The sequence below is a fragment of the Rheinheimera tilapiae genome, from assembly GCF_042432165.1.
GTDB classification, from domain to species: Bacteria; Pseudomonadota; Gammaproteobacteria; order Enterobacterales; family Alteromonadaceae; genus Pararheinheimera; species Pararheinheimera tilapiae.
Map to the genome: position 1 here is coordinate 1,952,757 of NZ_JBHLXP010000001.1, position 21,153 is coordinate 1,973,909.

Annotated in this window: 17 protein-coding genes; 12 read left to right on the top strand and 5 right to left on the bottom strand. The window is 51.5% G+C overall.

All coding sequences use genetic code 11. The annotated features are described in order from the left end of the window. Window positions 1–5 precede the first annotated feature (5 nt). Genes ACFFJP_RS08460 through ACFFJP_RS08490 form a run of 7 tightly spaced genes read left to right on the top strand, consistent with a single transcriptional unit; the run spans window position 6 to window position 7,361 of the window. Window positions 6–371 (top strand): response regulator, encoded by a 366-nt coding sequence (locus tag ACFFJP_RS08460; RefSeq protein ID WP_377242391.1) that lies wholly within the window; start codon window positions 6–8, stop codon window positions 369–371. Window positions 372–380: 9 nt separating this feature from the next. Beyond that, complete coding sequence (locus ACFFJP_RS08465) at window positions 381–680, top strand: hypothetical protein (protein WP_377242393.1); 300 nt, start codon at window positions 381–383, stop codon at window positions 678–680. Beyond that, complete coding sequence (locus tag ACFFJP_RS08470) at window positions 664–2,769, top strand: chemotaxis protein CheA (RefSeq protein ID WP_377242395.1); 2,106 nt, start codon at window positions 664–666, stop codon at window positions 2,767–2,769. The genes ACFFJP_RS08465 and ACFFJP_RS08470 overlap by 17 nt, the downstream gene beginning before the upstream one ends. Before the next feature lie 9 nt (window positions 2,770–2,778). Next, the gene (locus ACFFJP_RS08475) at window positions 2,779–4,950 is read left to right on the top strand and encodes a methyl-accepting chemotaxis protein (RefSeq protein ID WP_377242397.1); all 2,172 of its coding nucleotides are present in this window, start codon (window positions 2,779–2,781) and stop codon (window positions 4,948–4,950) included. 14 nt (window positions 4,951–4,964) lie between these two features. After that, window positions 4,965–5,774 (top strand): CheR family methyltransferase, encoded by an 810-nt coding sequence (locus tag ACFFJP_RS08480; RefSeq protein WP_377242399.1) that lies wholly within the window; start codon window positions 4,965–4,967, stop codon window positions 5,772–5,774. Between the two features lie 35 nt (window positions 5,775–5,809). After that, a complete protein-coding gene (locus ACFFJP_RS08485; protein WP_377243408.1) occupies window positions 5,810–6,310 on the top strand; it encodes a chemotaxis protein CheD in 501 nt (166 codons plus the stop codon). Beyond that, window positions 6,294–7,361 (top strand): protein-glutamate methylesterase/protein-glutamine glutaminase, encoded by a 1,068-nt coding sequence (locus ACFFJP_RS08490; RefSeq protein ID WP_377242401.1) that lies wholly within the window; start codon window positions 6,294–6,296, stop codon window positions 7,359–7,361. The genes ACFFJP_RS08485 and ACFFJP_RS08490 overlap by 17 nt, the downstream gene beginning before the upstream one ends. A gap of 33 nt (window positions 7,362–7,394) precedes the next feature. On the opposite strand, the gene ACFFJP_RS08495 is transcribed toward ACFFJP_RS08490, so the two are convergent. The 4 genes from ACFFJP_RS08495 to nosR are packed head-to-tail and all read right to left on the bottom strand — an operon-like array spanning window position 7,395 to window position 14,353. After that, the gene (locus tag ACFFJP_RS08495; protein WP_377242403.1) at window positions 7,395–10,466 is read right to left on the bottom strand and encodes an ATP-binding protein; all 3,072 of its coding nucleotides are present in this window, start codon (window positions 10,464–10,466) and stop codon (window positions 7,395–7,397) included. Further along, on the bottom strand, window positions 10,466–11,821 hold the full coding sequence (locus ACFFJP_RS08500) for a sensor histidine kinase (protein WP_377242405.1): 1,356 nt from the start codon (window positions 11,819–11,821) through the stop codon (window positions 10,466–10,468). The genes ACFFJP_RS08495 and ACFFJP_RS08500 overlap by 1 nt, the downstream gene beginning before the upstream one ends. 10 nt (window positions 11,822–11,831) lie before the next feature. Further along, entirely contained in the window at window positions 11,832–13,013 is a 1,182-nt protein-coding gene (locus tag ACFFJP_RS08505; RefSeq protein WP_377242407.1) for an FIST signal transduction protein, read from the bottom strand. Window positions 13,014–13,018: 5 nt separating this feature from the next. Further along, window positions 13,019–14,353, bottom strand: coding sequence for a response regulator c-di-GMP phosphodiesterase, NosR family (gene nosR / locus ACFFJP_RS08510; RefSeq protein ID WP_377242409.1), 1,335 nt, complete (start codon window positions 14,351–14,353; stop codon window positions 13,019–13,021). 89 nt (window positions 14,354–14,442) lie between these two features. Here nosR and ACFFJP_RS08515 point away from each other — a divergent pair, with 89 nt between their 5' ends. The 4 genes from ACFFJP_RS08515 (at window position 14,443) to ACFFJP_RS08530 (ending at window position 19,602) form a co-directional block, all read left to right on the top strand. Next, entirely contained in the window at window positions 14,443–15,075 is a 633-nt protein-coding gene (locus tag ACFFJP_RS08515) for a response regulator (RefSeq protein WP_377242411.1), read from the top strand. After that, window positions 15,047–17,032 (top strand): EAL domain-containing response regulator, encoded by a 1,986-nt coding sequence (locus ACFFJP_RS08520; protein ID WP_377242414.1) that lies wholly within the window; start codon window positions 15,047–15,049, stop codon window positions 17,030–17,032. Before ACFFJP_RS08515 ends, ACFFJP_RS08520 begins: the two co-directional genes overlap by 29 nt. 2 nt (window positions 17,033–17,034) lie before the next feature. Beyond that, window positions 17,035–18,168 carry an HDOD domain-containing protein gene (locus ACFFJP_RS08525; protein ID WP_377242416.1) on the top strand — a complete coding sequence of 378 codons (1,134 nt, stop codon included), beginning with the start codon at window positions 17,035–17,037 and terminating at the stop codon, window positions 18,166–18,168. Between the two features lie 210 nt (window positions 18,169–18,378). Then, entirely contained in the window at window positions 18,379–19,602 is a 1,224-nt protein-coding gene (locus ACFFJP_RS08530; RefSeq protein ID WP_377242418.1) for a DUF5009 domain-containing protein, read from the top strand. Window positions 19,603–19,707: 105 nt separating this feature from the next. On the opposite strand, the gene yghU is transcribed toward ACFFJP_RS08530, so the two are convergent. Continuing rightward, window positions 19,708–20,550: a glutathione-dependent disulfide-bond oxidoreductase gene (gene yghU / locus ACFFJP_RS08535; RefSeq protein WP_377242420.1), complete on the bottom strand. Its 843-nt coding sequence runs from the start codon at window positions 20,548–20,550 to the stop codon at window positions 19,708–19,710. Window positions 20,551–20,778: 228 nt separating this feature from the next. Here yghU and ACFFJP_RS08540 point away from each other — a divergent pair, with 228 nt between their 5' ends. Next, the gene (locus ACFFJP_RS08540) at window positions 20,779–21,147 is read left to right on the top strand and encodes a DUF3703 domain-containing protein (protein ID WP_377242423.1); all 369 of its coding nucleotides are present in this window, start codon (window positions 20,779–20,781) and stop codon (window positions 21,145–21,147) included. The last annotated feature ends 6 nt before the right edge of the window (window positions 21,148–21,153 follow it).

Genomic DNA, 21,153 nt, shown 5'->3' on the forward strand with positions numbered 1-21,153 from the left:
GCAAGATGTCAAAAACAATTTTAGTGGTCGATGATTCCGCTTCCATCCGCCAAGTGGCTCGCATGACACTTGCAGGCCAAGGTTATGAAGTGCTTGATGCCTGTGATGGATTGGAAGCGCTTAAACATCTGGATGGGAAAAAAGTCCATTTGATTATCAGTGATTTGAATATGCCAAACATGGACGGTCTGACGTTGTTACAGCGGGTCAAAGGCGAACCAGCATACCGTTTTACTCCTTTTGTTATGTTAACCACCGAGTCTGGTGAAAATTTTATGGCGCAGGGCAAAGCGCATGGAGCCCGAGCCTGGATGGTGAAACCTTTTAAAGCTGAACAATTGTTGATGACAGTGTCTAGGCTGTTGGCCTGAGGGGGTTTTATGCGTGCTGAGATACTGAAGTTTCCGTCTAGTCTGACCGTGTATGAAGTGCAGCAATACGCTAGTGACTGGCAGGCGATATCTGTCCGGCAACCAGAGAAACTAGAATTAGACTTGTCCGACTTGCAGGAGCTGGATGCTGCCGGTTATCAACTGGTGTTGAGTTTACTCAAAGGGCTGCCTAATCCAGAGCTCACAGTCAGAGCAGGCTCTGACAGTCATCTTATTGCTGCCTGGTTAGCAGACCAGCTGAGTGCTCAGGGTTATAGTCTGGGAGGCATGCATGCTCAATCTGACTGAACTAGTTGGGGTATTCCTGACAGAAGCCCGTGAATTGCTGGAGCAGCTGGAGCGTGGCGTATTGGCGCTGGAAAAAGCGCCGGACAGTGTCAGTACTGAAGACATCAATGCGATGTTCCGCGCAGCTCATACTATCAAAGGCTCAGCAGGCGTAGTTGGACTGGATGCAGTTGTAAGCTTTACCCATCTGGTTGAAACTGCCTTTGAACAAATACGCAGTGCGCAGTTGCACGTTTCCAAACCACTTTCGCAACTTCTATTACGTTGCAACGACCATGTTTCAGCTTTGCTGGACTGTGCAGAGACGGCGGTTGAGCCTCCTGTTGCGTTGATAGAGGCTGGTGATGCCTTGCTTGCCGAGCTCAAACCCTGGTTGCAGTCTTCTGAATCTACTACTGTCAAAGAACAAGCGGCTCCGGCACTGGCGCTTGCAAAAACAGATCGCCGGCAGTGGCATCTGTTTATGAAGTTATCTGCCAGTTGTTTTACCGATGGGTTAGATCCTCTGGCATTGGTGCGTTATCTACGCCAGCAGGCGGCAGTCTGTGATGATTTCTGGTATGCCGATCAAGTACAGCCGTTGAGCCAAATGGCGCCAGCACAGGCAGAAACCTGCATGCTGATGCTGGATTTAATACTGCACGACATCGATGAACAGGTTCTATACGACGCTCTGGAGTTCATTCGTCAGGACAGTCTTTGTGCTTTGTTCAATATGCCGGGTTCTGACAGCGACAAGCAGACGTTTCTCGATAGCCTACAGAATCCAGAGTTGACGCAGCGTCTGCAACAACGCTGGCAGGTCGCAGGGCTTATGGCCAGACCTGACAGGCCGCTGCAGGCTGGCCCGCTGGCGGCTTGCAACCGCAACGAACCTAGGCCGGAAGTCAAAACAGTCCAGCGCCAGGCTGATCAGCGAATGATGCGCTTGCCGGCCTTTAAGCTAGATACTTTGGTCAATCAGTTAGGGGAATTGCTGATAGCGACCGCGACTTTGCATGAGCATAGTCGACAGTTTAACAACAGCGATTTGACTGAACGCGTGCAACAAGTGCAACAGCTGGTTGACGACATTCAGGGTAGTGCACTGCAGCTACGGATGGTGCAAATCGGTGAGACATTTAACCGCTTTCAGCGCGTGGTACATGATATCGCGGCTGACCTTGGTAAAGATGTGCATTTGGTCATTGAAGGTGCCGAAGCCGAACTGGATAAATCCATGGTAGAAAGGATTAGTGATCCTCTAATGCACCTTGTGCGCAACGCTCTGGACCACGGACTGGAAAGCGCGGCAGAGCGTATCAAAGCAGGTAAAAGTGCGCATGGCAGTTTACTGCTGCGCGCTTATCACGACTGCGGCAGTATCGTGATCGAAATTCGGGATGACGGCCGCGGTATTAATCGCGAAAAAGTGCGGCAGAAAGCACTGAGCCAGGGCCTGATAAGCGCTAATGCTGAACTGACGCTGCGCCAAATCGATGAACTGATTTTTGAACCCGGATTTTCCACAGCCGATGCGGTGAGCAATTTGTCCGGCCGGGGTGTCGGTATGGATGTTGTGCGGCGCAATATTGAAGCACTGCGTGGCACTGTCGATATCAGCTCAGAACCCGGCTACGGTACGCAGTTTCAGCTGCGCTTACCGCTGACGCTGGCCATTATTGACGGCTTTATGGTTCGGGTCGGTCAATCGCGTTTTGTGATCCCGCTGGATATGGTCAACGAGTGTATTGAATTGCCAGCTGCGATGGCGCTTGACGCCGCCGCAAGCTATCTCAATTTGCGTGGCGAAGTTCTGCCCTTTATCTACCTGAATCAGCTGTTTGGGCTGAATGAATCCAACGGTGACCGTCGCAGCATCGTGGTGGTTCGTTATGGCAAGCAAAGTGCTGGATTAGTGGTAGACCAGCTGCTTGGCGAGTTTCAGACAGTGATTAAACCATTAGGCAAATTATTTCAGTTTTTACAAGGCATTAGCGGTTCCAGCATCCTGGGATCCGGTGATATCGCATTGATCCTCGACATACCGCGTCTGGTGCAGATCCATGTGCAGGCGGCAGAGCGTCAGTGCACAACAACGACCATCTGAGGTGAAACTATGGGAATTTTACGGTTTTTTTCTGATAAGCAAAGCAGCCGTTTAACACAGACACTGCAACTGCAAAGGCAAAGTCAGCGCTACGAAGCATTATCGCCGGAGTCTTTCGACGCCGACTATCAACTATTGGCAGCTGAAGTAGATTTACTACTGCTTGAGTTGCAGCGGCGCTCATTGCCGACGACAGCGCTTGAGTACCTAAACACCTGCGTCATGCTGGCCGACCAGCAAGGCATTATTACTTACCTGAATCCGGCATTACAGCGTTTGCTGCAGCAGGCTGAGCCAGAGATCCGCACTCATATTCCATCGTTCTCATTACCACGTCTGGTGGGTGATTCTATTGACATGTTTTTTAATCCAGGAACCCGTGGCATGTCAGTGGTGGTGTTGAAATTGGGTGAGCGTAGCTTCCGGCTCAGTCAAAACACGCTTATGGCGCAAGGTCAGCAGATAGGCACGGTGCTGGAGTGGCAGGACCTGACTGCAGAGCTGCAGCGGGAGAAAACGCTGGCCGCACAGTTTGGTCAGAGTTTTACCGCGGCAGCACGCGGCGATTTCACTCAACTGATCAATATTGATTTACTCGATGGTATTGCTCGTGATATTGCGCAGCTGTCAAACGAGTTGCTCGGACAACTCGATACCGTGCTACGCGACAATCTGGCTGTGATCCGCGGTGTCAGTAAAGGCGATTTATCGGTGCGACCGCAGGTCCGAGCCGAGGGCCTGATGGGGGAGCTGGCTTCCTGTTCTCAGTCGCTGACTGATTTGATGAATCAGCTGGCGACGGCTATTGCTGAAATGACGTCGAAACATGACGACGGCTTCAGTAGCTTTCAGCTCAATGAACGCGAATTCCCAGGTTCATTCAGTGCGGTCTGTGGGCAAATTAACCGCCTAGTCAATTCTCATGTCGGTCTAATGAAAGATTATGTCAAAGTAACGACCGCCTACGGCATAGGTGATTTCAACGCTGATATGGCGCGCTTACCCAATGAAAAGGCGGCGATTTCTAATGCCGCTGACGCCACCAAAGAGAACTTGCTCCGATTAGCAGGATTGCTGGCCGCTGTCGTACAAAGTGCGAAAAACGGTGAGTTGCAATATCGAGTCGATGGCAGCGGTTTTGCTGACACATTCCGCGACATGATTAATAGCTTTAACGAAGTGTTAGCATTTACTGAAAAACCAATTATGGAAACGGCTTCGGTCATGACGGGTTTGCAACAAGGTAAACTTACAGTCCTTGTTGAGGGCGACTATCAAGGCGTTTATGCCAGTCTCAAAGACAGTGTCAATGGCACTGTTGAAAGTCTGCGCCGCATCATTGCCGATGTCAGGTCTAATTCTGAAGCCCTAGCTCAGGCTTCCACAGAAGTCTCTTCAACTGCTCAATCCTTGGCGCAGGGGGCCAGTGAGCAGGCCGCTTCAGTTGAGGAAACCTCTGCGGCAGTAGAACAGATGAACGCGTCGATTTCGCAAAATGCAGAGAATGCCAAGATCACCGACGGCATGGCGTCAAAAGCTGCTGGGGAAGCGGTAGAGGGCGGCCGGGCTGTAGTTGACACTGTGCTGGCGATGAAACAAATCGCCTCAAAAATAGGCATCGTCGATGACATTGCTTATCAGACGAATTTACTGGCGCTCAATGCCGCTATTGAAGCGGCCAGAGCCGGCGAACACGGCAAAGGCTTTGCGGTCGTTGCAGCCGAAGTGCGGAAATTGGCTGAGCGGTCGCAAGTGGCTGCGCAGGAAATTTCTGAACTGGCCAGTGGCTCGGTACAAAAAGCCGAAAGAGCTGGCGATCTCCTGAAAGAGATTGTCCCTGCCATAGGAAGAACCTCCGAGTTAGTGCAGGAAATCGCGGCGGCCTCTGACGAGCAATCTGTCGGTGTTGGTCAAATCAATGAATCTATGATGCAAGTCACGCAGGCGACGCAGCAGAATGCGTCGGCATCTGAAGAGCTCGCAGCAACAGCAGAAGAGATGTCGGGACAAGCAGAGATGTTGATGCAATTGGTCAGCTTTTTCCAGCTTGATCACAGCGAAGGCCAAAGTGTAAGTCCCCTGTCTAGGCCGGTATTGAATAAAATAGGTACAACTTCGAATGTTACACGGCTTAGTGGTGGGCCTGCAACTTTAGATCCTGCCAGTTTTGGCCGGTTTTAAGCAGGAGCCTCCTGATGAGTTTACAGGCTATCAGTGACAATGATTTTGCTGCGATCAGCCAGTTATTTTACGCCGAGTCGGGGATCCGACTTGGCATAAATAAACGGAGCCTGGTTTGTGGCCGGTTGGCTCCACGGCTAAAAGCACTGCAGTTGGATAGCTATGGCGCTTATCTGCAATTCATCACTGCACGTGGCAACGAGCTGGAGCGGCAATTGACGGTTGATTTGCTGACAACAAATGAAACGTATTTTTTTCGCGAACAGCAGCATTTTGATTTACTGAAGGACTTGTTACAACAAGGCTGGCCAGGGCATGTGCCGCAGATCTGGAGCGCGGCCTGTTCATCGGGTGAGGAACCCTACAGCATTGCGATGACCTTGGCTGAACATCTCGGCGATAAGCCATGGCAGGTTGATGCCAGCGACTTGTCGAACCGAATGCTATCAACTGCTGAACAGGGCTTGTATCCATTATCCAGAGCGCGTGAAGTTCCCTCAGCACTCCTGCGTAAATACTGCCTCAAAGGTCTGGGGCAATTTGATGGTTACCTATTGGTTGAACCCGGCTTGCGTCAGCGTCTGAGTTTGCATACCCACAATCTGATGGAACCTGTTACGCGCAAAAAGAAATACGACCTGATTTTTCTGCGTAACGTGCTGATTTACTTCGATGCGGCCAGTAAGAAAACCATCATCAATCATTTACTTCAGGCGTTACAGCCAGGCGGGCTGCTGTTTGTTGGCCATTCAGAGAGTCTCAATGGCATTACGGATGCATTGGTTCCGTTGCGCCCGGCGGTTTACCGGCTGGCCGAGGTATGACGTTACAGGTGTTTCTCAATCCCGGTGATTGTTGGATGGGAAGTTGCCGTCCGGGTCAGTTAACGACCATTTTGGGGTCATGTATTAGTTTGGTGGCCCTTCTACCGCCAGCTCGATGGGTGGGAGTATGCCATGCGGTGCTACCGACACGCGCGAAGCTGGTTTCGGCACCCTTGAGCGGGCGCTTTGTCGATGAGGCGTTCATGATTTTCGCGCAGGAACTGATTCGTTATGGAGCGACACTGCAGCAATGCGAGCTTCAGCTCTATGGTGGTGGCGATATGTTTTTTGTGAGCACCAGCAGCGATGCACCAGCAATGTTTCGGGTGGGTCAGCAGAACCTGCATATGGCGTTGAATTTGCTCGGCAACCTGAATGCGGTTCTGGCGGTGCAGGACTTTGGTGGCAATTGCTACCGCCACTTACGTGTCGATTTAAGTAATGGCCGGACGCAGCTTGATAAAAATGGGCTGCCTCAACGGGCGATATCAACGGTTTCATCATTAAAGGCAGGCAGATATGACCGAAAGAATTAATGTAATGCTGGTTGATGATTCTGCGGTGATCCGCCAGACACTGGGCCAGTTAGTTACCGCAGATCCTGAATTGACTCTGATAGGCGCACACAGCAATCCGATCTTCGCGATGCGCGCGATGGAGCAGCAGTGGCCTGACGTTTTGGTGCTCGATATCGAAATGCCAGGGATGGATGGCCTAACCTTTTTGCGCTCTCTGATGCGCAGTCGGCCATTGCCGGTAATTATTTGTTCTTCGCTGACACTGGCTGGGGCGCGCAGTTCTGTTGAGGCGCTTGGTGCCGGTGCTGTAGAGATTTTTGCGAAACCAGTGATGTCATCTAAAGACGATTTGCTCAGAGTCGGCCGGGACATAGTCCGATCTGTGAAAAATGCCGCAAGAGCAAAAATGGTCAAACAGCAGTCGTTCAGCAGCCTTAGTCATGCGGCGCAGCGCCAATTATTTGCTAAGACACTTTTGCATGAAAACCATCAGAGCATAAGTTTGGTGGCGCTGGGGACTTCGACCGGCGGGACCCAGGCGCTGGAGTTTGTCCTGCGCCAACTACCTGCAACTTTACCGCCTATCGTAATTGTTCAACATATGCCGGCCGCTTTTACCCGTGCTTTTGCCGAACGGATGGACCATATTTCAGCACTAAATGTGGTCGAAGCGAAGCATCATGAACTGATGCAACCTGGTCATGTTTATATCGCACCAGGCGGGTTGCATCTGCAAGTGGAAAAACACGGTCAAGAACTTTATACCGTAGTTCAGGATGGTCCTGCAGTATCCCGCCATAAGCCATCTGTTAATGTATTATTCAATTCGGTGGCACGTGAACTCGGCGCTGCAGCCCAAGGGTATATTCTGACCGGAATGGGTGACGATGGTGCCCGAGGTTTGCTAGAAATGCATCAGGCAGGTGCTACGACTTATGCCCAGGATGAAGCCAGTTGTGTAGTGTTTGGTATGCCAAAAGAAGCAATTCGCCTCGGCGCAGTGCATCAGGTTCTTTCATTACAAGACATCGCACACAAACTGGCGATGCTGAGTCATCAGACATCATAATCAGTACAGCAATAATACCATCAGACATAGGTATTATTGCTGTGCCGCCGTATACAACTTATCTATTAATGCGCCAAGTAACTCTTCGTCCATAGTGCCGGCTTTCAGTGCGCCGTGTGCTGCTGCCGCTAGTGCGCTGATATCGTCGAGGCCAAAGCACGCTGTTGTGCCTTTAATCTGGTGTAGCAGGCGATTGAGTTTATCCAACTCCTGAGTGTTCATCAAACGCTGGATGGTCTCAGCATGGCTGGGCAGAGATCGGCGGTATTCATGTAGTAGTTCGTCGTCGGTCTCTTTCAGTGTAGAGCTACCATCGTCTGTTGAAATCTGTAGTGTTTCTCTAGTCAAATCGCCCGACTGCATGTGAGCTAGCGCTTCTAACAATTGTTGCCGGGAAAATGGTTTTGTCATGGTCAGGGTGAACAAATCGCTGAGCTGTTTGGCCGGCTCTTCAAATACGTCGGCACTGAGCGACAAAATCGGGCACAACACACCCATATCCCGCAATTGCCGGGCTGCGGCCATTCCATCAAGTTCCGGCATCTGTTGGTCCATGATGATCAGGTCAAAGCTATGCTGGCGGCAGAGCTCAAGGGCGGCTAGTCCATTCTCGGCGAAACTAAGTGTCAGAGGTTGTAGTTCTAAATAGGATGCGATTAAGGCGCGGATATCGGCAACATCATCGACGACCAGCAAACGTGCCGATCTGAGTAGAACCGCAGGTGCCGATTTTTGCTCTAGCTCAGGTTTGTCCTCGTGGATTGTGCTCACTAAATGCGCTGGAACCTGCAGGGTAAAAGTGGAACCAACACCAATAGCGCTTGAGACCATGATTTGCATTTGCATCGCCTCAGCTAATTGGCGGCAAATGTACAGCCCAAGGCCAGTTCCGCCATAATGACGACTGGTACTGCTATCGGCCTGAGTGAAAGCTGAAAACAGATGTGCCTGCTGCTCTTGCTGGATGCCAATACCCTGATCGATCACGGCGATGTTGATACTGCCGTCGTTGCACGCCAGGATTTTAAGCGTGATTTGTCCACTTGCGGTAAATTTTATGGCATTGCTCAAAAGGTTAAGCAAAATTTGCCTAAGCCGAAATGGATCTGCGGTCAAGGAAAGACCGTCTGCGTTATCATTGTTTACCTTGAGAGTCAGGCCTTTTTTTGCAGCAAGCGACCCTACATTGTCGGTCAGTAGCTGAATAAACTCCTTTAATGGCACAGCCTGCAGCTCCAGACTCATTTTTCCTTCATCAATTTTGGCCGTATCCAGAATATCGTCTACCAGCCGTTGCAGATGTTCAGTATTTTGTTGGATGCGGTTAATCAATACCAAATCTGTCGCTGTCAGCCGGCCGGCGAGTTGCTCGGTAAAACCTTTAATCACGGTGATCGGCGTGCGTATTTCATGGCTCATGTTGGCAAGAAAACGGGTTTTAATCGCGGCAAGCTGCGTTGCCCGGTCTCGTTCATGTCGCAGTTCTTCGGTGCGGTGACTGACGCGCTGTTCCAGCTCGTTATTTAGTGTCACGATTTGCTGCATTGACTGATACATGCCGCGACGTGATGCTCTGACACGGTGTTGCATATCACTGATGGTGAGCGCCAGTGTGTCAATTTCAATCGCTGACTGGTGCAGTAATGGCCGTGGTTGTGGTGGATCGTCTGGCTGCCAGGCAGAGGCGCTGTGGGCCAGCTGTTCGAGAGCTGTGGTATAACGGCTGACAAATGCCCGCGACAAGGCAGTAATGGCTTCAAGTAACAGCATCGCTACCACCATCGCTAATGCCAGAAATACATGATAGCGCTGGATAAAGCTGTCGGTATCGATAAAGTACTTTAACTGCCACTGGCCGGGCGACACGTAATTCTTGAGTAGGAAATGTGCGGCATTTTCTGTCAACATAATAGGGCCGAAGCTGTTGAACCAGTTATTACGTAAATACTCGCGTGGGTCTGGATCCGACTGGGAACTCACCGACCAGATTTGGCCAAGCGGACGATCATCCGAAGTGCCCCAAATTTTCTTTTGCTGATGATCTAACAACACCCGGTGGGAGATCTCGAGGTCAGTTGGTGAGATTGCTTTTGTCAGCTCTGACAGATTGACCGACACTTCCAACACACCGCTAAACGCTGCTTTGGTATCAGTCAGCGGTGTACTGACTGCAAACAACTGATCCTGTCCGAGATTACGACCAAGAAACGTATCGCTGATATAGGGTAAACCGGTGCGGCGTGGCTCGGTGAAATAGCTACGGTCTGCCACACTACTGCCAGGTTTCGCGGTCTCAGGCAGGTCCGCTTTATAAAAATGCTGAACTTTGCCTTCGGCATCAGTGATCAACGCCGAGCTAAATTCGGCGCGTTGTGCGGTCAATGCCGGCAATAACGCCGATGGACTGACAATATCCAAAATCTTGCCTGCCAGTACAACCTGGGTCAGATAGCCGGTCAGGTGACCGCTGATTTGTTTGGCAAGCTGGGCCTGTTCGTCACTGTAGCGCTGCAAATACCGCGATACATCTAATGCCGTCGCGCCATGCAATACCAGCGCAATTAACAATGTTGACGGAATGCTGCTGTACATCGCGACCCGATGAGACAATTGTTGAGTCAGAGACTGTTGCTGTTCGTGGCTGGCGGATGCAGTCAGCGTATCAAGAATTAACATCGCACGCAGGCAGAAGGCAAATACGGCGGTACTCAGGCCAGCATACAGCAGCAGGTAAAACGGCTCGCTGGTGATTTTAAACGGCGCGGTCAGACTGAATAAAACGGTACAGCTAAATGCATACAGCGCAATAGCTGCAAAACTGTATTGCCGGATACGGTCGTTAAAACAGAGCAGGACCAGCAATTGCAGCAGACTGGCGGTTAACGCCAGATTTTGCCACAGTGGTAACAGAATCAAGCCAGCGGCAGGGACCAGCCAAAACAGTCCCAGACGACGCAAGATTAAAAATAAAGCGACATTGCCTATGCTAAAAGGCACGACAAAAGGCAAATCGATAATGGTCATGTTGGCCAGCGTCCCGAGCAAAACCAGCAGCAACCAATAACGGATCCGACGTAAGCTCAGTGCTTTGTGTTGCCAAACCATCAGCGCGCCTCCAACACCGGCAGACGTAATTGAAAACAAGTTCCCGCAGCACTGGTATCAGCAAGTCTCAGCGTGCCCCCATGTTGTTCGACAATAGCGCGCGAAAGCGATAATCCAAGTCCGGTGCCTTGTCCTACCGGCTTTGTGGTAAAAAAGGGTTCAAAAATATGCGCCTGGGCACTCTCAGCAATACCACAGCCATTGTCCTGTATATCCAGTATCCATTGGCCATCGGCGGCATACAGACTCAAATCAATCTGACCTTTGCCGGCGCCGACTGCCTGATTGGCATTGATCAGCAAATTAAGTAGTACCTGACCAAGCTGTGTGGCATTGCCGCGCAATAACGCCGGCTCGGCCGGCAGGTGCAGCTGGATCCGCGCATTATGTTTGACCTGAGTTTGTGCGATCCGGATGCTGTCTTTGAGCAGGCTGCAAAAATCGAGATCATGCTGAGTTTTTTCGTCTGGATGTGAGAAGGTGCGCAGATTATTGATAATGTCGCGGGAGCGCCGTGCCCCCTCGAGTGATTCATTAATTAGATCCTGACTTTCCTGCTGCAGGTAACCAAGTTGCAGGCTGTCACCCAGCGTTTTCAGCTCCGGATGCAGTTGCGTGCTTTGGGTAATAAATTGATCATACTGTTGTAGGTAGTGACGTAAGGTATTGAGATTACAATAGATAAATCCAAGCGGATTATTCAGTTCGTGTGCCACACCTGCTGCTAGCTGGCCGATCGCGGCCATTTTTTCCTGACGCATCAGGCTTTGTTCAATCCGATATTGTTGCGCGCGTAAATCATCGCGTTCCTGTAACAGTTTACGCTTTTCGATTTGCGACAAAGTGCTGGCGATAAAGCTGCTAAACGAACGTAGCATGCCTGCGTTGTTGGCAGAAAACGCGCCAATTTTTTTCGAGAACAGCAATAAGACAAATGAAGATTGTGTCGTCTGCAACGGGTAGGTTAACGCAGATAAATAACCGTCACTAAAGCCAGACATTGCCGGTTGCCACCAGTCCAGTTTCGGCAAATTAAACAAATTTAAATCACGGAGAAATAACTGGGCGAGGGCGTCAGCATCGGGTAACAACTGTGCATTTAAAGCCGGTTGTGATGCTAAAAGTTGTAATTGCGCGCTGTCGTTTAAGCGCTGCAAAATACAAATGGCATCATAATCAATCACTTTGATAATGCCTTCAAACAGCTTGCTAAACAGCTCATCATGATGTTCGGACGATAAAATAGCATCGAGACCATGGCTCAGCAGCTCATTCAGATGTCTGAATTGTTCAAGCTGCTGCTTTTCGTAGGTTAGCTGCAGTATTTTTTCCTGCAATTGTTCCTGATTTTTCATCCCAGACCCTTCATTTGGTGTGGCCGAACAGCACTGCGGAAATCATCAGATTGCCGTGGCGGTTAAAACCATCGGCAAAACAGCCTTGTTCGCCATAAGTAAAGGCTACCAGATAGGGCAGACCTGGCAGGCTACTGGTCAGCGACTGCTGGACCTGGTGAATTTCGTCGCGTACGGCCAGCATACAACCAGCGCAATACACAATCAGCGCAGCGGCTGGTGCCGTATCGTGCCGTAACCGCAGGTTATTCGCTGCGACCTGGACGACATGTGCGGCACGACGCACTAACTGTTCTTTCGACCCGTGCATCAACGATATCTCGTCTCCAACTTGTAATTCTGCAAGCAATCTGATGCTGCCATCGTCGCCGACATTAGTCGGTAAACTCAGCAAGGAGAATGGAACATCGCGCGCCGACAGCTGGCGGCCAATCGGATGAAAAGTGCTCTGACTCATGACTACGCCGGGCTGCAGCGGCGCCAATCCGGCGCCGAGTAGCCAGCGGTTGTAGACTTGTAAGGCCGGTTCACCGTCGATTTGCATGATATTCCGGTCGCTGACGGCCGTCACAACACCGCTGAATTTGCCGGAACTGTAGCCACTACTGAAATAACTGCTGACCGGGACTGTCGGATAGAGTACCGCAATGACTAACAAATCACTGCCAAGCGTCGTACCGTCATACTGGCACCATTGCCCACTGACATCATCGTCTGCAGCGCTGCCCCCGAGGATCGGAACCTGATCGCCAACCACTTGTTGGATGCCGCTGATTATTTGCTCTTCAAACCCCGGCGCTTGCATACACCAAATCAAGCCTGGCAACTCCCCCGACCGCTTCGCCATAGCCATAGCAGCCAGTACAGTGTCCGCTGCCTGTTGGCTGATTTGCCCACTGATTTGTCTGACGCTGGCCACGCCATAACTGCCGGCAGGATCTGTCAATGCCAGTAACGTTAAACGGCGATCTGTTGCAGTGTCTACGCCAAACGACGATGCTGCGCCGATACAGGAGCTACAGGCAATCCAATTAGCGGCAAATTGCTGTGGCCGTTCTAATCCGCCCAACGCTTGCAAACTGGCGACATTGCCGGTCGCAATCAGCAGGTTGACTGGCTCCGGCAGCTGTTGTTGCAGTTCTTGCTGCAAAGTCTGTGGATCGGTCGCATTGAGTTGCAACAACCTGAACATTGGTTTCACTCCTCTTCGGTGTTATCCAGTGGCGAGACCATCTCCACCGGCACCACCAGCGATTCTTTGTGCTTGATCTCGTAACGCTGCAAGCTGTCAATGGTCGGACCGGTGAGTTGTTGTCCCTTAGGTAACAACAACAAGTGTTTTTTGTTGTACAAATTGTGTTTGAGCCGCATACCTGGCTGCAGTTCAGCGACGCTGATCCCATCAGAACTACGGTCGTTTCCGGTTCGCAAGCCGCTACGTACCAGAGTACTGAGCGCAATGACGACTTCAGGGTCGTACCAGGTGCCAAGATGGCGGCGAATTTGTTCTAACGCCTGTTCATGGGTATGGGGTTGTGGATGCAAGCGCTGAAACACATACAGCCAAAAATCACGAGCGACTGCTAAGACCCGGGCGGTCAGACAAATGTCGGTGCCGACTTTGTGCTGCGGTTCGCCACTGCCGTTAAAGCGTTCATATTGCTGAGCGATGGTGTCTCGCACGGCTTGCAGGTGCTGTGCTGGTGCCAGAATGTCTTCGGCGTATTGCGGATGTTGTAAATATTGACTGCGTTCTGCCGGACTCATTTTGTGCAGCGGTTGCAGCTGTAAATGGGTGGGCAGCCCCAGTTTGCCGAGCTCTGAAAATAAGCCTGCCTGGCGCAATTGCTGCCGCTGTTCGCGCGGTAGATTTAGCAGGCGTGCCAGTGCAACACAGGTCTGACTGACATTCAGAGCAAACTCACCGGATAGGCATGGACTACTGCTGATAATGTTGTACAACACCTCCAGCGTCGCTTTATGGTCCTGTTCCTTTTGGGCGATCATGGCTTTGAGTTGATGTAAGGTTTTTTTCAACTGTGCGGTGCGGTGCTGCACCATCTCTTCAAGATTGTGATTCAACGCCTTTAATTCGACATTCTGCCGGGCCACTTGCGCTGTCAGTTGTTTATTGGCGCTGACGAGACGAAACAGCTGCAGACCTTCTTCGATTAGTGTCAGTAGTTCCTGATTTTGCCATGGCTTTTGCACGTACCGATGGATTTTACCGATGTTAATGGCCTGCACTGTAGACGCCAAATCGGCGTAGCCGGTCATCAGAATGCGGTAACAATCCGGTTGTAACTGTGCGGCTTGCGCGAGAAATTCAGCACCATTCATCTGCGGCATCCGCATATCGCTGATGATCAACTGCACTTTTTCAGTTTGCATCAGCTGCAGCGCCTGTTGGCCACTCCCAGCCAGTAATACCCGCACGGGCTGGCCGACAAACAAACGTTGCAGTGATTTCAGAATACCGGGTTCATCATCGACACAAAGCAGCACTGGTATCGACGGAGCGGGTGTTGTCACTATAAGCTGTCCTGTATGTCGCATTTGTCTTTAAGCTGAAATGTATGCTATACCATGCAGAAGTCAAGTCAGTGAAGTAGGTTTGATTGATGAAAACACTAAAACCCGGTGAGATCGCAGCATATTGTGACGTGCATCACCGAACAGTCAGTCGCTGGATCTCGCAAGGTCAGCTCAAAGGCCACAAGCTGCCGGGACGCGGCAACTATCGGGTGCTGTTGCCTGACTTTATCAGTTTCCTGCAACTGCAGAAAATGCCGATGCCACCAGAGCTGGCCGACAGCATGCGCGAAAGCGAGCCGGAAGTAGCGCCGGCCGCGGCGCAAGACCGGCGGATCTTGGTGATAGACGACGAAGCGTCCTATCGGCAAGCGATTAAGCGGGTATTATTTTCCAGTGGCTATCAGCTGGATTTTGCTGCAGATGGCTTTCAGGCTGGCGTAAAGATCGCCGGTGGGCAACCAGATTTGATTACGCTAGATTTGTCCATGCCAGGTTTGGATGGTTTTGACGTGATCCGATATATCCGCCAGCAGCCAGAACTCGAGTCGGTGCGAATTCTGGTGATCTCGGGATTGGGCAGCCAGGAATTGGCCCAGGCCAAGGCACTAGGCGCCGACGCGACATTAAGCAAGCCGTTTGAAAACAATCAGTTATTAGAATTGGTCCAGCAACTGCTGCAGGGAGATCCCAATGCTGAACAAAGTGCTGTTGGTCGATGACGAAATTTCTATCCTGCGCTCGCTGGAGCGGTTATTGGTCCGCTCGGGCTATCGCGTGTTCACTGCAACAAGTGGTGCCGATGCGCTGTTACGCCTGCAGCAGGATAAGTGTCAGGTGATTATTTCTGATTTTCGCATGCCGGAAATGTCAGGCGGTGAGTTGCTGGCAAATGTGAAACGACTCTACCCTGAAGCCGTTTGTATGGTGTTAAGCGGCTATTCCGACTTCCAGTCTGTGTTGCAGCTGCTGAACTCAGGCACGGCATTTCGTTTCCTGCAAAAACCCTGGGAAGACGAACAACTGCTGCAAGAAATTGAAGCGGCGTTTCGGTTGTATCGCCATAACCGTAGCTTGCGGATCCGCAGCCAGCTGATGATCAACAGCAACGGCGCTTTGCTGGAACTATCGCCTGAAGGGGTGATCCTGCGCAGTAACGGCGTGGCTCAGAATTTATTAGGGCAAACCGAAGCAAGCTTGTACCGGAGCCTGTTTAGTCAGTGGTTTCAACTCAGTGATAGCCAACAACAGGTGTTCTTACAGGATATTCATGGGTCACTGGAAGTCAGTGACTTGGGTGATGAGCCCTGTGAGCTGCATGTGCAGTACAAAGACGCTGAATGTACGCTGGTTGGGTTTAAACGCATTCAGCAACAAGAAGGGCCGGCCGGGGTCTTTACCTCAGCGTTATTGGACCAGCATGCAGTGTTGCAGCAACTGGATAGTTTGTTGCAACAACAACGCACTTTTTCCGTGGCAGCGATCCGGCTGAAGAATTTCAGTGACTGGGCTGACATGCTTGGGTTTGGTGAAGCCGGTCAACTGTTTGAAAGTATCAGCCAGAGCCTGATGCAGGCCAGCCGGCCTTATGGTGCTTTGGCGTATCTGGCGAACGAATTATTTATTCTGACTATGCCGGCAGCGGTGACTGAAGTTGAAGTGCATCAGCAACTGACAGAGATCCTGCAAAGGGTGCGGCAACCATTCATGCAACAGTCACAGGTTTTACGTCCATTGTTTACTGTGACTTATTGTATGGCCCCCGAGGACGGTGACAGTGCAAAACTGCTGCTAAATAATGTCCTGACCAGCAATCGTATGCATTTACATAGCCCGCATGCGTTTTTTATGCGGTTTAGTGCCGGCGACGCCGACAAAAAGCGTCAGCAATTGCGTATTAGTGATGCCCTGTTTCGCGCCGTAGAGCACGATCAGTTTGAATTGTACTTTCAGGCCAAACTGGATTTGCATCAGGACCGTATCGATAGTTGTGAAGCATTATTACGTTGGCGTCACCCGGAACTTGGCTTCGTCTCACCGGCATTATTTATTCCGATTGCCGAACATGATGGACAGATCATTGAGATTGGCCTTTGGGTATTGCGTAAGGCTTGTATGTTGGCAACCCGCTGGCAACGGGACAAGATGCCACTGGTTCGTATCGCGGTGAATATTTCCGGTGTTCAGTTGTTGCAACAAGATTTTATCCAGCAGGTCCAACGCATCTTTGTGGAAACCGGTGTTGATACTGCGACCATTGAACTGGAGTTAACCGAGTCATGGATGATGCAGGATCTGGCGCAAAGTGCGGCCTCGTTGCAGTCGCTTAAAGCGCTTGGGGTGCGGATTGCCATTGACGATTTTGGTACTGGCTATTCGTCACTGGCGTATTTGTCCAGATTACCTGTGGATGTGTTAAAAATCGACCGTTCGCTGATTGTCGACCTGGAATCGAATATTAATACGCAAAGTCTGGTCAGCAATATTTGCCGGATGGCGCATGCACTGCATGTCGAAGTCGTGGTTGAGGGCGTGGAAAACGCCGAACAGCTGCAGATCCTGCGCAGCATGGGTTGTGATCTGGCACAAGGGTTTCTCATCGCAAGGCCGGTCCCGGAACATGAATTTTTGCGTCAACTGCAGGCCGGTCCGGCCGCAACAGACAGATCAGGAGTATGACCATGTCAGCCAAGCCTGTAGTACTGTTTATCGACGATGATAGTTTTATGCTCAAAGCCTTGCTGCGGGCTTCATTGCGGCTGCAGTCTGGCTGGACTTACTACTTGTGTGATGATCCGCAGCATTGGCCTTCCGCGCTACCAGACGGTGTGTTGCCCGACCTGATTGTCAGTGATTTTCTGATGCCTGATCTGAATGGCGACATGGTACTGGCTCAGGCGATGGCATTGTATCCGCAAACGGTGCGCGTCTTGATGACAGGGGATACGACGGAAGAAGTCGTCAGTAGTGTTAGTTTACAGGCCCATTTTGTGCTGAGTAAACCGTTCAGCGAGCAGGACATGCAACAGCTGTTTGGTTGCGTGGAACGGCTGCGTAGCCTGCAGATCCCGTTACAGTTGCGGCAGCTATTAGGGCAGGCCGACAGTTTGCCGGTGTTACCTGCGATTATCCGCCAGTTACGACAAGTGCTGGCGGCTGAGAATGCGGATTTAGTGCAGGCTGTTGATTTAGTGGCGCATGAACCAGTGATCGCAGCGCGTTTGCTGCAACTGGCTAACTCGGCGTTTCTTGGATATAGCCGGCCAACTCACTCCTTAGCGGAGTCGCTGCTGCGATTGGGCTTGCGTCTGGTTGAAGCCATAGTGACGCTGATGGCCGTTGATCAGACAATATCAGCGACAGCCACAGATGGCAGTCATCTGGCTATCAGCGAGCAGGCATTTAAGCAAGCCGGGATCGCGCGTCAGTTAGCAGATGCCGCGCAATTGTCTACTGAGCAGCAGGATCAGCTGTTTGTATGCGCTTTGCTTAGCGCGCTCGGGCCACTCAGTAAACTGAAATGGCAGCAAGATAAAAGCGTTATTCCTGCGACGATTAACGGTATCAACAGCGATAGTGTGATCACCATTTATCTGCTGACTCTGTGGGGCTATCCGGCATCCCTCTGCCAGTTGGAACAAGACAAATGCTTGTATGGCGCATCACCGGATCCAGCCGATTTGAAGCCGTATATTTTATTTATCGCCAGTGAATATCAACGCGGTTGCAGCAAGGATTATCTGCAGCACAGCGCCCGTTTGTTGCAGAATATCGGTCTACAACAAGCAATCTTGCACTTGCCAGTGCCCGCTTGATCGCTGCGGGTGCGGCTGGCTTCATTACTTCTTCTTGATTAAAGCCACTGGGTCTGTCGAAAAATTACTTGTCGACATGACCATTTGTCATGCACTCTGTAGAGAAATGACATCGCTGTCATTTTTATAATAACAGCGGGGCAGCAGAAAAAGTGGGGGGTAACATGTTGATACAAAGCATTTATTTGAAATCAGTTGTCGGAAGTTCCGATGCGTACTTCTGATCTGGATTTAAGCGCGGGACGAGTGTTGTCGATTGACGTGTTTCGCGGTATCACTATTTTTGTCATGGTGTTTGTCAACGAGCTTTCTGGTATCAATGACATTCCCTGGTGGATGAAACATCTACCGGCCAGCACCGACGGTATGACTTTTGTCGACTTAGTGTTCCCAGCCTTTTTGTTTATTGTCGGGATGTCGGTGCCTTTTGCGGTTCAGGCCCGCGCACGCAAAGGCGAAAATCCACTGCAGCAGTTTAAACATTTGCTGCTTCGCAGTCTCGGACTGGTGATTATTGGCGTGCTGATGGTCAGTACTATCGGTGGTTTTGATGAATCACAGATGGCGTTGTCGATGCCGGTCTGGACCTTATTGATGTATCTGGCGGTGTTATTGGTCTGGGCGCAATATCCCCGGCACGGCGCCGCGGTGATCCGCAATCTGGCACAAGGCTGCGGGGTACTGGCCTTGGTGCTGCTGGCCTACAGTTTCCGCGGTCCTGACGGCAGTTACATCAGCCCGCAGTGGTGGGGTATTCTTGGTTTGATTGGCTGGGCTTATCTGCTGGCAGGTACGGTATTTTTAATCAGTCGCCGTGTCAGTCACGTCCGGTTGCAGCTGCTGTTGCTTGGGGCTGCGGCATGTTTCTTTTTAGTCTTGTTTGCGCTATTGGACGGGCAAGCTGCCGTTGCCGGCCAACCTGCGATTGGATTTATCCAGCGCTGGGCGGTGGAAAACAACAGCCACACCCATACTGCGATTGTGTTGGCCGGTGTGATGTTATCGATTCTGTGTTATCACCCGGCGCTGCAAGCTAAACGATCACGTAATCTGCTGCTGTTCGCGGGTCTGTTGGGCGCGCTGGCGCTGGCCAGCTGGCAGTGGTTTCCAATCTCCAAGATCTGGGCGACGCCGAGTTGGGCACTGTTCAGCGCATGGTTCTGCACGCTTTTATTTGTGGCGGTTTTTGTGCTGGTTGATCTCAAAGGCTATCAGCGCTGGTGCACGTTGTTTGCTCCCGCTGCGGTCAATCCGTTATTGGCTTACATCTTGCCTTACATACTGGCAAGTGCTGCCGCAATTGTTGGCGCGACTTTGCGTCCTGCCGTTTTTGACAGTGGTGTCGCCGGCATGTTGTGGAGTCTGGCTTTTGCCGCGATCATTCTGTTGTTAACAGCATTGCTGACCCGGCTGGGGCTGAAAGTAAAACTATGACAGCTGGTCCTCGTCCGGCGCTTGCCGGGCGAGGAGGTTGCCCCCCGGTGATGCTACCGGGGGGCCTCTTCGAATAAAGTCAGCGAATAAAATCAGCAAATAACATCAGCGCATAAAATCAGCGCTGCTGTGGCGCTCTGGAACCTGTTCTTCCTCAGGCCCCCAGTTACGATTGACCCGCACGCCGCGTTGCACTGCCGGGCGCTCGTCAATACGCTGCGCCCAGGCCATCACATGCGGATACTCATGCACCGCTAAAAACTCAGCCGCGTTGTACAGGCGGCCCAGCACCAGCTGACCGTACCAGGGCCAAATGGCGATATCGGCAATGCTGTAGTTTTCGCCGGCGACATAATTGTGCTGGCTTAACTGGCGTTCCAGTACATCCAGTTGCCGTTTGGTTTCCATCGCATAGCGATTGATCGGATACTCAAATTTTTCCGGTGCATAGACGTAAAAATGACCAAAGCCACCGCCGACAAAAGGCGCGCTGCCCATTTGCCAGAATAACCAATTCAGGATCTCTGTGCGTGCGGCCGTGCTTTCGCCAAGCATGACTCCGAACTTCTCTGCCAGATATAACAAAATCGCGCCGGATTCAAACAAGCGGGTTGGCGGCGTGGTGCTGTGATCCAGCAAGGCCGGAATTTTGCTGTTGGGATTTATTGCCACAAAATCAGAGCCAAACTGTGCGCCACTGCGAATATCAATCAGCCAGGCGTCATAGTCGGCTGCAGCAATTCCCAGTTCCAGCAATTCTTCCAGTAACACTGTCACTTTGATGCCATTGGGCGTGGCGAGCGAATAAAGCTGTAATGCATGGTTACCGCGTGGCAAGGTGGTTTCGCTGCGCGCGCCGGCGGTCGGTCGATTAATTGCGGCAAAGGCGCCACCATTTTCGTTATCCCAGCGCCAGACGGCAGGTGGGGTGTAGGTGGGGTGGCTCATGGTTCGCTCCGGTCAGATTTGTTCAGGTCTGATCCAGCATATGGGCGGCCGGCGAAAATACAATGGGATAGGCTCACGCAAATGCGCATAGCAGCATCTTCATCACCGACAGCTCGTTGCGGCAACAGATGGTTGCAGTTTTGACCAATACTCGTTTAATTCCCCGGTTGTCATAACCACGCGGCCACGGCAAGATAGCGTTTTGATTCTGTTGTAGAGAGGCTCGCGATGTCACCGGTGCTCAGCAGCGCATTTTTACAAGAACTGGCTAAGGCCCGACACTTACTGGCCGTGGGCGACCAGACTCAGGCGTTTCGTCACTTAGAGCGCGCCCACATACTGAGTCAGGCTTATGTCTGGCCACATGTGCGGACGCATTGGCTGATGCTGCAACTGGCGTGGCAACAGTCTGACTACGGCGCGGTTGCCGGTCAGGCGATCCGGATGTTATTGGGGGCACTCGGCTCTGCAGTAGGGCGCTATCCGCTTGGTAATACCGGCGGCAGTAATATCAATATGTTCCTACATTTGCCGATCCCAGCTGATTTGCAGGCCGTGCTGGAGCAGGACCGATTAGACCGTTTCCGACGCCGGTGACCGGTT

Coding starts and splice junctions, on each gene's coding strand:
- ACFFJP_RS08540 (WP_377242423.1), top strand. CDS start 20,779: ATGTCACCGGTGCTCAGCAGCGCATTTTTACAAGAACTGGCTAAGGCC.
- ACFFJP_RS08520 (WP_377242414.1), top strand. CDS start 15,047: ATGCTGAACAAAGTGCTGTTGGTCGATGACGAAATTTCTATCCTGCGC.
- ACFFJP_RS08475 (WP_377242397.1), top strand. CDS start 2,779: ATGGGAATTTTACGGTTTTTTTCTGATAAGCAAAGCAGCCGTTTAACA.
- ACFFJP_RS08465 (WP_377242393.1), top strand. CDS start 381: ATGCGTGCTGAGATACTGAAGTTTCCGTCTAGTCTGACCGTGTATGAA.
- ACFFJP_RS08505 (WP_377242407.1), bottom strand. CDS start 13,013: ATGTTCAGGTTGTTGCAACTCAATGCGACCGATCCACAGACTTTGCAG.
- ACFFJP_RS08495 (WP_377242403.1), bottom strand. CDS start 10,466: ATGGTTTGGCAACACAAAGCACTGAGCTTACGTCGGATCCGTTATTGG.
- ACFFJP_RS08515 (WP_377242411.1), top strand. CDS start 14,443: ATGAAAACACTAAAACCCGGTGAGATCGCAGCATATTGTGACGTGCAT.
- ACFFJP_RS08480 (WP_377242399.1), top strand. CDS start 4,965: ATGAGTTTACAGGCTATCAGTGACAATGATTTTGCTGCGATCAGCCAG.
- ACFFJP_RS08530 (WP_377242418.1), top strand. CDS start 18,379: ATGCGTACTTCTGATCTGGATTTAAGCGCGGGACGAGTGTTGTCGATT.
- ACFFJP_RS08485 (WP_377243408.1), top strand. CDS start 5,810: ATGGGAAGTTGCCGTCCGGGTCAGTTAACGACCATTTTGGGGTCATGT.
- ACFFJP_RS08490 (WP_377242401.1), top strand. CDS start 6,294: ATGACCGAAAGAATTAATGTAATGCTGGTTGATGATTCTGCGGTGATC.
- yghU (WP_377242420.1), bottom strand. CDS start 20,550: ATGAGCCACCCCACCTACACCCCACCTGCCGTCTGGCGCTGGGATAAC.
- ACFFJP_RS08525 (WP_377242416.1), top strand. CDS start 17,035: ATGTCAGCCAAGCCTGTAGTACTGTTTATCGACGATGATAGTTTTATG.
- ACFFJP_RS08500 (WP_377242405.1), bottom strand. CDS start 11,821: ATGAAAAATCAGGAACAATTGCAGGAAAAAATACTGCAGCTAACCTAC.
- ACFFJP_RS08460 (WP_377242391.1), top strand. CDS start 6: ATGTCAAAAACAATTTTAGTGGTCGATGATTCCGCTTCCATCCGCCAA.
- ACFFJP_RS08470 (WP_377242395.1), top strand. CDS start 664: ATGCTCAATCTGACTGAACTAGTTGGGGTATTCCTGACAGAAGCCCGT.